Source organism: Quisquiliibacterium sp. (assembly GCF_982640115.1).
In genome coordinates, this window is sequence record NZ_CEXFHW010000139.1 from 1 (window position 1) to 10,806 (window position 10,806).

Below are 10,806 nucleotides of genomic sequence, written 5' to 3' on the forward strand. Positions count from 1 at the left end.
CCGCCAGAGCATCGGCGCACGGGCCTACCGCTTCGAGAATCTCGCGGCGGTGCTGGCCCGCGCCTCGCCCGCGCGCTCCGGCGACCTGCTCGCCGGAGTGGCCGCCGAGCCTGCCGAGGAGCGCATGGCGGCGCGACTGTGCCTGGCCGATGTGCCGCTCTCGCGCTTCCTGCAGGAGGCGCTCATTCCCTACGAGGACGACGAGGTCACCCGACTGATCCTCGACAGCCACGATACGGCGGCCTTCGCACCCGTGGCCTCGTTCACGGTCGGCGAGTTCCGCGACTGGCTGCTTGGCGACCAGGCCGACACCGCAGCGCTTGCCCGGCTCCAGCGGGGCATCACGCCCGAGATGGCCGCCGCGGTGAGCAAGCTGATGCGCAACCAGGACCTGATCCTGGTGGCCTCCCGATGCCGGGTGCTGACCGCCTTTCGCGACACCATCGGCCTGCCGGGCCGGCTGGCGGTGCGACTGCAGCCCAACCACCCCACCGATGACCTGCGGGGGGTGGCGGCCTCGATCGTCGATGGCCTGCTCTATGGCGCGGGCGATGCGGTGATCGGCGTGAATCCGGTGGGCGACAACCTCGGCGAGCTTGCGGGTCTGGTGCACGCGCTCGATGAGCTCATCGGCAGGCTGCAGGCGCCCACCCAGTCCTGCGTGCTCACCCATGTCACCAACACCCTGGCGCTGATCGAACGCGGCGCGCCCGTGGATCTGGTCTTCCAGTCGATCGCCGGCACCGAGAAGGCCAACCGCGGCTTCGGCATCCACCTCGGGCTGCTGCGTGAAGCCCGCGATGCGGCGCTGTCCCTGCGCCGGGGCACCGTGGGCGAGAATGTCATGTACTTCGAGACCGGTCAGGGCAGCGCGCTGTCGGCCGACGCGCATCACGGCCTCGACCAGCAGACCTGCGAGGCTCGCGCCTATGCGGTGGCCCGCGAGTTCTCGCCGCTGCTCACCAACACCGTGGTCGGCTTCATCGGACCGGAGTACCTCTACGACGGCAAGCAGATCATCCGCGCCGGCCTCGAAGACCACTTCTGCGGCAAGCTGATGGGCGTGCCGCTCGGCTGCGATGTCTGCTACACCAACCATGCCGAGGCCGACCAGGATGATGTCGACACCCTGCTCACCCTGCTGGGCTCGGCCGGCCTCACTTTCATGATGGGCGTGCCGGGCGCCGACGACATCATGCTCAACTACCAGAGCACCTCCTTTCACGACGCGCTCTACCTGCGCCGGCTGCTCGGCCTGAAGCGGGCGCCGGAGTTCGAGGCCTGGCTGCAGGCCATGGGCCTGACCAACGCGCAGGGCGAGTTGCTCCCCGCCGATCCCGACCACCCCGCGCTGGCGGCGCTGCGTCAGCTGCCGATGTTGCGATGAACCAGCCGCAACCCGACACCGCCGCGCCGACGGTCAGGCCCGATGACGCGCGCGCTGCCGCGGCGCCGGCAAGGCCCGACCCCTGGGCCGAACTGTGGGCCTTCACCCCGGCCCGCATCGCGCTCGGCCGCAGCGGCACCAGCCTGCCTACCGCCGAGGTGCTGCGATTCGGCCTGGCCCATGCCCAGGCCCGCGACGCGGTGCACTGCGCGCTCGATGCCGAGGCGCTGCGGCAAGCGCTCGCCGGCGAGTGCATGCCCCCGGTGAAGCAGGTGCGCAGCGCCGCGCCCGATCGTCACCGTTACCTGCTCAGACCCGACCTCGGCCGCCGGCTGCACCCGGACGATGCCGCGTCGCTGCGTGTGACAGCGGCTGGCCAGCCCGCGCCCGACCTGGTGTTCATGCTGGGCGATGGCCTGTCGGCGCTTGCCCTGCAGCGCCACGCCGCGCCCCTGGTGCGGCAGGCCCTGGCGCTCACGCCGCCGGGCTGGTCGATCGGGCCGCTGGTGATCGCCACCCAGGCCCGGGTCGCGCTGGGCGATGCGGTCGGTGAGGCACTGGGCGCGGGCTTCGTGGCGGTGCTGATCGGCGAGCGCCCCGGTCTGGGCTCACCCGACAGCCTGGGTGTCTACCTCACCGCGCAGCCGCGGGTGGGCCGCATGGATGCCGAGCGCAACTGCCTCTCGAACATCCGGGCCGAAGGCCTGTCGATCGAGGCCGCCGCCCACAAGCTCTGGTGGCTGCTGCAACGGGCGCGCGCCATCGGCGGCACCGGCACGCAGCTCAAGGACGAGTCGGACCGTCTGCTGCCCTGATCGGCCGAAGATCTTCCGCGCTGAACTCGTGGGCGCGGCCGAATCCGGCATTCAGGCTGGCCCGCAGGGGCTCGATGCGCCAGAAGGCGAAGTCACCGAAATCCGCATAGAGCGCCGCCTTCGGGTGCGCCTGGAGGTAACGCTCGCGCGCAGCCTGGCCCTTGGCCGAGTCGCGCTCCAGCATCCGGGCCCGACCGGCAAGACTGAGCCGGGGATGGGCGAGCGGGTCACCGGCGCCCGGCTCGCCGATCAGCACCGAGCAGCGCGGGTCGGCCTGCAGCGCCCCGGTGTGGGCGGCGAGCGTGGAGATGAGGATGATCAGCGCGCCGTCGGCCTCGGCCACCAGCGCCACCCGGCTGGCCAGGGGGTGGCCGCTGCCCGGCTCGAGCGCGGCCAGCGCGCCGTGACGCGCAGCCGCCAGCAGCGCCGTGGCCTGCGCGCGCGCCGCGTCATCCACCGGGCGCAGGGCGTCGGCGCGGTTCATGGCGCCAGCCCCGGCGCGGCGGTGATGCGGCGCTCGAACTCGCGCAGCCGCTTGTAGACCGAGATCAGCTCGACGATGGTCGACCAGCTGTTGACCAGGTAATGGAAGGAATGCTGCACCCGCTCGAAAGCCCGCACGATCTGCTGCATCAGGCCCAGCGTGATGACGCCGCCCACCAGGGTGGGTCCTAACGCGATGTAGGGCACCAGCACCGCGAACTGCAGGTACGACCATTTCGCCACATCGAAGTAGAGGTAGTGGAAGAAGAGCCGGAAGTAGTTGCGGCGCACCGCGTCGAAGAGCCCGCGCAGGGTGGCCGGCGCGGCGCGCTCGGGCTGATCCTCGCCATAGACCAGCTCCTTGCGGTAGGCCGCCTCCACCCGCTGGTTGTGGAACTCCAGACCGGGCAGACGGATGCCGATCAGCGCCATCAGCACCGTGCCCGCCAGCGCAAAGGCGATCGCCACCCAGACCAGCGAGTGCTCCACCCGGCCCAGCCAGGGCAGCTCGGTGACATTGGCCGACAGCGTCCAGAGGATGGGCAGGAAGGCGACCAGGGTCAGAACGCTGTCCATGAAGCTCACGCCGAGGCCTTCCATCAGCCGGGCGAAGCGCATGGTGTCCTCCTGCACCCGCTGCGAAGCGCCCTCGATGCCGCGCACCCGCGCCCAGTGAACGACATAGAAATCGTTCATGGCCTGGCGCCAGCGGAACACATAGTGCTTGACCAGGAAGTCGAGCAGTACCGACACCAGCACGAACACCGCGGCCAGCTTGGCGAAGCTGGCGATCTGACCCCAGTAGGCATCGATCGCCACGCTGCCCGGCGTGCCCAGCGCCTTCTGAACGAGGTTGTAGAAGTCGCCGAACCACGCGTTGATCCGGACATCGAGTTCCACCTTGTACCAGCTGGCAAACAGGATCAGCGCGGTGCCAGGACCCGACCAGACGAACCAGCGCCGGCTGAGGAAGAAACTGCGGAACACGCGAGGCTAGGCGTTGCCCATCCAGAGGTCCTGCAGGTTCTCGAAGCCCCACTTCTCGGCGAGCTCGCGCGAGACGATCTTGTCGGTGCAGTCGGGCGAGGCCAGGTCGAGCACATACCGGTTCAGCGGCATGCCGGTGGTGGTGGAGTAGAAGACCTTCACCCGCGGCTTGACCAGGCTGCGCGGGTTCTGATCGATGACCACGCCCATCTTGCCGGATTCGAGCTTGACGAGGGTACCTACCGGGTAGATGCCGATGCAGCGCACGAAGGACTGGAAAAGCTCCGGATCGAAGGAGCCCTTCCACTGCGACATGCGCTGGATGGAGGCCGACGGATCCCAGGCCTGCTTGTAGGCCCGGGTGGAGGTGATGGCGTCATAGACATCGCAGATCGCGCCCATGCGCGCCATGCGGGTGATCTGCTCACCCGACAGGCCCTTGGGGTAGCCGCTGCCGTCCATCTTTTCATGGTGGTGCAGGCAGACATCGAGCGGCACCTCGCCCAGGCCCTTGCACTCGCTGAGCATGGCAAAGCCCTGCTCGGGATGCCTGCGCACCACCGCGAACTCGTTGTCGGTGAGCGAGCCGGGCTTGTTGAGGATGTCGAGCGGGATGGCCATCTTGCCGATGTCATGCAGCATGCCGGCCACGCCAGCCTGGCGGGTTTCCTCCTCGCCCAGGCCGATCTGACGGGAAAGCGCCACCATGAGCGCGCACACCGACACCGAGTGCATGAAGGTGTAGTCGTCCTTGGTCTTGAGCCGGGCAAGGCTCACCAGGGCCACCGAATTGCGCTGCACCGAGGCCGAGACCTCCTCCACGAAAGGCAGCACCTGGTCGACCTCCATGGCCTTGCCCATGCGCACCTCGGTGAACAGCGTGGTGACCTCGCCGCGCATGCGATTGACCAGTTGGGCGGCCTTGTGCACCTCCACCTCGAGTTCGACCCGCTGTTCCAGGGCCAGCTTCGGCGAAGCGGCCGGCCGGGGCGGGGCGGCGAAGAGGGGCGCGGGGGCAGTCGGGGGCTTTTCGGTCGAGGCGCCACCGATGACCCGGCTCTTGCTCTCGTCGATCCAGAGATGCTTGACGCCGGCCTCCCGAATGGTCGCCACCAGTGCCTGGTCCTCGACCAGGAACTTGGTCTTCCAGAATGGGTGGTTCAGCCAGGAGCCCTCGAAGGACTGGACGAACATGCCAGGCCTGAGATCGGCGCTCGGAATTTTCTTCAGCATGACCCACCCATTTCACCCGCCGGCACCGGGGCGGGTCAAAGCCTCGGTGATGAAGCACGGGCAATCGCCGATGGGTGGTCGGCAAGCGGGGTGTCGGCGGCAGACCGAAGGGCATCAGCGGCACCCGGCCATGGCGCCGGCCGCGTTCCGGCCCGTCCTTTCGGGAACGCCGGGCATCCGAGCCGCACGCTAAGATCGCCCGGATATCAACCGGCGCCACGCGGCTGCCGACCAACCCCAGGGAGACAGGCGATGGATGGCGTCAATACCCGCTCGCGGGCCACTCCGGAGCAGATGCGCGAGCGCATCGGCAGCGACTTCGGCACCTCGGACTGGATGCTGCTCGATCAGGCCCGCATCTCGGCCTTCGCCACGCTGACCGAAGACGAGTATTTCATCCACACCGATCCGGTTCGCGCCGCGAAGGAGACCCCGTACGGCGGCACGATCGCCCACGGCTTTCTCACGCTGTCGCTGCTCGCACAGATGGGCTATCAGGTCTGCCCCGCCGTCGAGGGCACGAAGTCGGGCGTCAACTATGGCTTCAACCGGCTGCGATTCGTGGCCCCGGTCAAGGCCGGCTCGCGGGTGCGCGGCCGCTTCCGCCTGAAGGACTTCGAGGCCAAGCCCGGTGATCGCTGGAACGCCACCTGGGAGGTGACCATCGAGATCGAGGGCGGCGGCAAGCCCGCCATCGCCGCGGAGTGGCTCAACGCCGGCTTCTTCTGAGGCAGCAGGCTCACCGCCCCGGGGTCTGCAAGGCAGCCTGCTCGCGGGCTGCCCGCCAACCCTGACTGCGTCGGGCCGGCGGGTCAGGCCCGCGGCCGCCGGGTCTCGGCCACCACCCAGGCCGCGTAGGCCGGCAAGGCCATGGCCGGGCGCACCGCCATGATCTCGGGCACCTCGTGGGGGTGCAGCGCCTTGAGGCGGGCGGCCATCTCGGGAAAGCGCGAGGCCGCGGTCTTGATGACCAGCGCCACCTCGGTGGCATTGACCACCTCGCCGCGCCACCGGTAGACCGACTGCATCGGGCCCGCAATGTTCACGCAGGCGGCCAGCCCTTCGCTGACCAGCGCCTGCGCGATCGCCTGGGCGCAGGCCTCGTCGGGCGCGTTGGCATGCACCACCAGTACGCCGTCAGGGCGGCCGGTTTCCACCGGCTCGGGACGCGGCAGCGGGGCGCTCACGCTCACTTCCCCGGAAACTTGCCGGCCTGCTCGCCCCAGAGCGCGCGCAGGCGGGCATCACGGCCGCAGGCGCTGCGGTAGTAGTCGTAGCGCACCGGATTACGGCGGTAGTAGTCCTGGTGGTACTCCTCGGCCGGGTAGAACGGGGCCGCGGGCAGCACCGGGGTGACCACCGGCTCCTTGAAGGGCCGAGCCTTCTCGAGCGCCGCCAGCGAGGCCCGGGCGATGCGAAGCTGCTCCTCGTCGAGCGCGAAGATCGCGGTGCGGTAGGGCGAGCCCACATCGCAGAACTGCCGGTCGCGCACGGTGGGATCGATGGTGCGCCAGAAGTACTCCACGAGCTGCGCATAGCTTACGCGGGCAGGGTCGAAGGTGATCTCCACCGCCTCGGTATGGCCGGTGGTCTTGCGCGAGACCTGTTCATAGGTGGGGTTGGGCACCGTGCCACCGGTATAGCCGGACACCGTGGCCAGCACACCGGGCACCTTGTCGAAATCGGCCTCCACGCACCAGAAGCAGCCGCCGGCGAAGATGGCCCGGGCGGTGCCGGCACCCGCGGTGGCCGCGGCCGGGGACGCAGCCGATCCCGTCGTGCCCGCGGAGGCGGCGGGGCGGGTCTGCGCCAGCGCGAGCGCGCTGACCAGGCCGAGCGCCGCGGCCAGCAGCCATCGACGCGCGGTCCTCATGCTGCCCCCTCGACAAAGCGCAGCGCCACACCGTTGTTGCAGTAGCGCTTGCCGGTGGGCGGCGGACCGTCGTCGAAAACATGGCCGTGATGGCCCTCGCAGCGCGCACAGCGGTACTCGGTGCGCAGCACGAAGAGCTTGCGGTCGGCGTGCAGGGTGAACACCCCGGGCAGCGCGGTGTGGAAGCTCGGCCAGCCGGTGCCGCTGTCGTACTTGGCCTGGGAGGAGAACAGCGGCAGGTCGCAGCCGGCGCAGTGGTAGCGCCCGGCGCGCTTCTCCTGGTTGAGCGGGCTGGTGAAGGGACGCTCGGTGCCTTCCTCGCGCAGCACATGGAACTGCGCGGGGGTGAGCCGGGATCGCCATTGGGCCTCGGTCAGGCGCAGCGGCTCGATGCCCGGGCTGGCCGGCTGGCCGGCGGAAGGGCTGGCGGCAGGCACGGCCGGACGGATCTGCGACTGGGCCGAGCGGGTCAGCCAGGGCAGGGAGAACAGGGCAAGCAGACGATGACGGCGACGCATCGGGGCAACCTTCCGGAAGGGGCCGCTGCGGGATCGCAGCCACGCCCGCGGTCAGGCAAGGATACCGCCAGCCGCCTCAGGCCGCGCCGGTGCGCACCGGGATGGCAAGGCCATGACGCGGGTCGATGCCCTCGACGATCTGCACCACATACTCGGCGATGTTCTTGGCGTGATCGCCCACCCGCTCGATCGACTGCACGATGAAGACCAGGGCAAGTGCATCGGAAACGCAGCGCGAATCAGCCGCCATGGTGGCGATCAGCTCCTCGATCAGGCCGTCGCGCAACTGGTCGACCGCGCGGTCGCGCTCGGCGAGCGAGGCCGACACCGTGGTGTCGTGCCGCACGAACGCGTCGATGGCCGCACCCAGCATGGCCACCACCAGATCGGCCATGCGCTGGATCTTGTCGAGATCGATGGGCAACGGCCGGCCGTTGAAGTCCTTGGCCTTGAGCGCGATCTTCTTGGCTTCGTCGCCGATGCGCTCGAGGTCGTTGATGCTGTGGATGACGGCGATGGTCTCACGCAGGTCCACCGCGATGGGCTGACGCCGGGCGATCACCTGGTTGCAGCGCAGGTCGGTCTCGACATGCATGCGGTTGACGGTTTCCTCGTCGGTGAGCACATCCATCACGCGCCGCAGATCGCCATAGCGCACCGCGTCGATCGCGCGCACGAACTGCCGCTCGACCAGCCCGCCCATGGTGGTGACCGAGCTGCGCAGGGTGTCGATGTCGGTGTCGAAGGCCTTGTGGGTATGTTCCGTGGGCATGCTGCGTCCTTCAGCCGAAGCGGCCGGTGATGTAGTCCTCGGTGGCCTTCTTGGTGGGCTTGATGAACAGCTGGTTGGTCTCGCCGAACTCCACCATCTCGCCGAGGTACATGTAGGCGGTGTAGTCCGAGATGCGCGCGGCCTGCTGCATGTTGTGGGTCACGATCGCGATCGAATAGTCGAGCTTGAGCTCGTTGACCAGTTCCTCGACCTTGGCGGTGGAGATCGGGTCGAGGGCGCTGGTGGGCTCGTCGAGCAGCAGCACATCGGGGCGGACCGCCACGGTGCGCGCGATGCACAGCCGCTGCTGCTGGCCGCCCGAGAGCGACAGGCCGCTCTGGTTGAGCTTGTCCTTGACCTCCTCCCAGAGCGCGGCCTTGCGCAGCGCCCACTCCACGCGGTTGGCCATGTCGGCCGATGACAGGGTCTCGTAGAGCCGGATGCCGAAGGCGATGTTCTCGAAGATCGACATCGGGAAGGGCGTGGGCTTCTGGAAGACCATGCCGACCTTGGCGCGCAGCAGGTTCACATCCTGATCCTTGTCGAGGATGTTCTTGCCGTTGAACACGATGCTGCCCTCGGCACGCTGGCCGGGATAGAGGTCGAACATCCGGTTGAAGGTGCGCAGCAGCGTCGACTTGCCGCAGCCCGAGGGCCCGATGAAGGCGGTCACCTTGCGCCGGGCGATGTCCAGGTTCACCTTGCGCAGGCCCTGGAACTTGCCGTAGTAGAAATCCAGATTGCGCACCTGGATCACGCTGTCGGCGACGGGCGTCTGAACGGGAGCTTCCAGGATCTCGGGCATGAATGTGTCTTTCTCAGGCACGCAGCTTGTCGCGGAACAGCAGGCGGGCGGCGATGTTGATGGTGAGCACGATCAGCGCGATCAGCGCGGCCCCACCCCAGGCGAGCTTCTGCCAGTCCGGGTACGGGCTCATGGCGAAGTTGTAGATCACCACCGGCAGATTGGCGAGCGGCTGACCCATGTCCAGGCTGAAGAACTGGTTGTTGAGCGCCGTGAAGAGCAGGGGCGCGGTCTCGCCGATCATGCGCGCAATGGCCAGCAGCACACCGGTGGTCACGCCGCCGCGCACCGCCCGCAGCGTGACCGAGAGGCTCACCTTCCAGCGCGGCGCGCCAAGCGCGAAGGCCGCCTCGCGCAGGCTTCCCGGGACCAGGTTGAGCATGTTCTCGGTGGTGCGCACCACCACCGGCACCGCGATCAGCGACAGCGCCAGCGACCCCGCCCAGCCCGAAAAGTGCTTCACGGTGGCCACCGCGATGGCGTACACGAAGAGCCCGATCACGATCGAGGGTGCCGAGAGCATCACATCGACCACGAAGCGGGTAGCCGAGGCAAAGCGCGACTCCTGGCCGAACTCGGCCAGGAAGACCCCCGCCAGGATGCCGATGGGGGTGGACACCAGGGTGGCGAAGCCCACCATCATCAGGCTGCCGACGATCGCATTGGCGAGGCCCCCACCCTCGGAGCCGGGCGCCGGGGTGCTGTTGAGGAAGAAGTCGGGACCGAAGGCCGACAGGCCGTTGTAGAACAGGGTCCAGAGGATCCACAGCAGACCGATCAGGCCGAGCGCCATCGACAGCGTCGAGAGCGTCAGGCCGACCAGGTTGACGGTGAGGCGGCGACGGTAGATGCGCTGATCCATGGTCTTTCCGATCAGCGGCGCGCCGCGTCGCCGCGGGGGCGGGTCAGCGTCTTGGCGAGCGCGAGCACCACGAAGGTGATCGCGAACAGGAGCAAACCGAGACCGAAGAGCGCCGGGATGTGCTTGTCCGGGCTGGCCTCGGCGAATTCATTGGCCAGGGTGGACGCGATGGAGTTGCCGGGGGCGAACAGGCTGGCGGCCAGCCGGTTGGCGTTGCCGATCACGAAGGTGACCGCCATGGTCTCGCCCAGCGCGCGCCCCAGACCGAGCATGATGCCGCCGATCACGCCCACCCGGGTGTAGGGGAGCACGATGTTGCGAACCACCTCCCAGGTGGTGCAGCCCAGCCCGTAGGCCGATTCCTTGAGCACCGGGGGCACGGTCTCGAAGACATCGCGCATGACCGAGGCAGTGAAGGGGATGACCATCAGCGACAGCACCATGCCGGCGGTGAAGATGCCCACGCCCAGCGGCGGGCCGGCGAAGAAAGGCAGGCCGGTGGCGATCAGCATCGGCTGGATCCAGGTCTGGATCAGCGGCGCCAGCACGAACAGGCCCCAGATGCCGTAGATGATGGAGGGCACCCCCGCCAGCAGCTCGATGGCCGTGCCCAGCGGCCGGCGCAGCGGCACCGGGCAGCTCTCGGTGAGGAACATCGCGATGCCGAAGCTGATCGGCACCGCGAAGAAGAGCGCGATCGCCGACGTGGCCAGCGTGCCGTAGATCGCGATCACCGCCCCGTAGACATCGTCGGTGGGGCTCCAGGTGGTGCCATAGAAGAAGGCCGGCCCGGCATCGCGCAGGGCCGGCCAGGCCTGGGTGAGCAGCGACAGCAGGATGCCGGCCAGCGCCAGCAGCACCAGCATCGCGAACGAGAAGGTGATCGTCCTGAACGCGCGGTCCTGCGTCGCGAAACGCGCCACACGCGCTGCCAGTTCCCGCGACGCCGCACCCGTCGGTCGGGTTGAAAGTTCGTCCAAGGAACCCTCCGGATTCAGGTCTCGGGTGTGTACCGATGCGCGCATGCCAGGGTCCCTGTTGACGGAAACGCGGCTTCCCGGGGGAAGCCGC

Annotated in this window: 13 protein-coding genes; 3 read left to right on the forward strand and 10 right to left on the reverse strand. The window is 68.7% G+C overall.

The window, feature by feature from the left end:
• Positions 1–10 precede the first annotated feature (10 nt).
• Together AC2H6A_RS14345 and eutC are read left to right on the forward strand one after the other, a co-directional pair.
• Complete coding sequence (locus AC2H6A_RS14345) at positions 11–1,387, forward strand: ethanolamine ammonia-lyase subunit EutB (protein WP_484274292.1); 1,377 nt, start codon at positions 11–13, stop codon at positions 1,385–1,387.
• A complete protein-coding gene (gene eutC / locus AC2H6A_RS14350) occupies positions 1,384–2,202 on the forward strand; it encodes an ethanolamine ammonia-lyase subunit EutC (RefSeq protein ID WP_484274280.1) in 819 nt (272 codons plus the stop codon). Before AC2H6A_RS14345 ends, eutC begins: the two co-directional genes overlap by 4 nt.
• On the opposite strand, the gene AC2H6A_RS14355 is transcribed toward eutC, so the two are convergent.
• From AC2H6A_RS14355 to AC2H6A_RS14365, 3 genes are read right to left on the reverse strand one after another with little or no spacing between them, the layout of a single operon-like run.
• A complete protein-coding gene (locus tag AC2H6A_RS14355; RefSeq protein WP_484274281.1) occupies positions 2,171–2,686 on the reverse strand; it encodes a HugZ family pyridoxamine 5'-phosphate oxidase in 516 nt (171 codons plus the stop codon). The genes eutC and AC2H6A_RS14355 overlap by 32 nt on opposite strands.
• Positions 2,683–3,672: a putative transporter gene (locus tag AC2H6A_RS14360; protein ID WP_484274282.1), complete on the reverse strand. Its 990-nt coding sequence runs from the start codon at positions 3,670–3,672 to the stop codon at positions 2,683–2,685. The genes AC2H6A_RS14355 and AC2H6A_RS14360 overlap by 4 nt, the downstream gene beginning before the upstream one ends.
• Before the next feature lie 6 nt (positions 3,673–3,678).
• Entirely contained in the window at positions 3,679–4,905 is a 1,227-nt protein-coding gene (locus AC2H6A_RS14365) for a cyclic di-GMP phosphodiesterase (RefSeq protein WP_484274283.1), read from the reverse strand.
• Positions 4,906–5,157: 252 nt separating this feature from the next.
• On the opposite strand from AC2H6A_RS14365, the gene AC2H6A_RS14370 reads away from it, so the two are divergent.
• Entirely contained in the window at positions 5,158–5,634 is a 477-nt protein-coding gene (locus AC2H6A_RS14370; RefSeq protein WP_484274284.1) for a MaoC family dehydratase, read from the forward strand.
• An 83-nt stretch (positions 5,635–5,717) separates the two neighbouring features.
• Here the strand turns inward: AC2H6A_RS14370 and cutA are convergent, their stop codons facing one another.
• The 7 genes from cutA to pstC form a co-directional block, all read right to left on the reverse strand.
• Positions 5,718–6,092 carry a divalent-cation tolerance protein CutA gene (cutA, locus tag AC2H6A_RS14375; RefSeq protein WP_484274285.1) on the reverse strand — a complete coding sequence of 125 codons (375 nt, stop codon included), beginning with the start codon at positions 6,090–6,092 and terminating at the stop codon, positions 5,718–5,720.
• A gap of 2 nt (positions 6,093–6,094) precedes the next feature.
• Positions 6,095–6,778 carry a peptide-methionine (S)-S-oxide reductase MsrA gene (gene msrA / locus AC2H6A_RS14380; RefSeq protein ID WP_484274286.1) on the reverse strand — a complete coding sequence of 228 codons (684 nt, stop codon included), beginning with the start codon at positions 6,776–6,778 and terminating at the stop codon, positions 6,095–6,097.
• Positions 6,775–7,296 (reverse strand): peptide-methionine (R)-S-oxide reductase MsrB, encoded by a 522-nt coding sequence (gene msrB, locus AC2H6A_RS14385; RefSeq protein WP_484274287.1) that lies wholly within the window; start codon positions 7,294–7,296, stop codon positions 6,775–6,777. The genes msrA and msrB overlap by 4 nt, the downstream gene beginning before the upstream one ends.
• Positions 7,297–7,372: 76 nt before the next feature.
• Positions 7,373–8,068, reverse strand: a complete 696-nt coding sequence (phoU, locus tag AC2H6A_RS14390; RefSeq protein ID WP_484274288.1) for a phosphate signaling complex protein PhoU — start codon at positions 8,066–8,068, stop codon at positions 7,373–7,375.
• 10 nt (positions 8,069–8,078) lie between these two features.
• Positions 8,079–8,873, reverse strand: coding sequence for a phosphate ABC transporter ATP-binding protein PstB (pstB, locus tag AC2H6A_RS14395; RefSeq protein WP_484274289.1), 795 nt, complete (start codon positions 8,871–8,873; stop codon positions 8,079–8,081).
• Positions 8,874–8,886: 13 nt separating this feature from the next.
• Positions 8,887–9,735: a phosphate ABC transporter permease PstA gene (gene pstA / locus AC2H6A_RS14400; RefSeq protein ID WP_484274290.1), complete on the reverse strand. Its 849-nt coding sequence runs from the start codon at positions 9,733–9,735 to the stop codon at positions 8,887–8,889.
• Between the two features lie 11 nt (positions 9,736–9,746).
• Positions 9,747–10,760: a phosphate ABC transporter permease subunit PstC gene (pstC, locus tag AC2H6A_RS14405; RefSeq protein WP_484274291.1), complete on the reverse strand. Its 1,014-nt coding sequence runs from the start codon at positions 10,758–10,760 to the stop codon at positions 9,747–9,749.
• Between the last annotated feature and the right edge of the window lie 46 nt (positions 10,761–10,806).

What these genes read in the sequence shown, in the direction of transcription:
- msrA (WP_484274286.1), bottom strand. Translation starts at nt 6,778, where the DNA reads ATGAGGACCGCGCGTCGATGGCTGCTGGCCGCGGCGCTCGGCCTGGTC.
- pstC (WP_484274291.1), bottom strand. Translation starts at nt 10,760, where the DNA reads ATGCGCGCATCGGTACACACCCGAGACCTGAATCCGGAGGGTTCCTTG.
- AC2H6A_RS14365 (WP_484274283.1), bottom strand. Translation starts at nt 4,905, where the DNA reads ATGCTGAAGAAAATTCCGAGCGCCGATCTCAGGCCTGGCATGTTCGTC.
- AC2H6A_RS14370 (WP_484274284.1), top strand. Translation starts at nt 5,158, where the DNA reads ATGGATGGCGTCAATACCCGCTCGCGGGCCACTCCGGAGCAGATGCGC.
- phoU (WP_484274288.1), bottom strand. Translation starts at nt 8,068, where the DNA reads ATGCCCACGGAACATACCCACAAGGCCTTCGACACCGACATCGACACC.
- AC2H6A_RS14355 (WP_484274281.1), bottom strand. Translation starts at nt 2,686, where the DNA reads ATGAACCGCGCCGACGCCCTGCGCCCGGTGGATGACGCGGCGCGCGCG.
- eutC (WP_484274280.1), top strand. Translation starts at nt 1,384, where the DNA reads ATGAACCAGCCGCAACCCGACACCGCCGCGCCGACGGTCAGGCCCGAT.
- pstB (WP_484274289.1), bottom strand. Translation starts at nt 8,873, where the DNA reads ATGCCCGAGATCCTGGAAGCTCCCGTTCAGACGCCCGTCGCCGACAGC.
- msrB (WP_484274287.1), bottom strand. Translation starts at nt 7,296, where the DNA reads ATGCGTCGCCGTCATCGTCTGCTTGCCCTGTTCTCCCTGCCCTGGCTG.
- pstA (WP_484274290.1), bottom strand. Translation starts at nt 9,735, where the DNA reads ATGGATCAGCGCATCTACCGTCGCCGCCTCACCGTCAACCTGGTCGGC.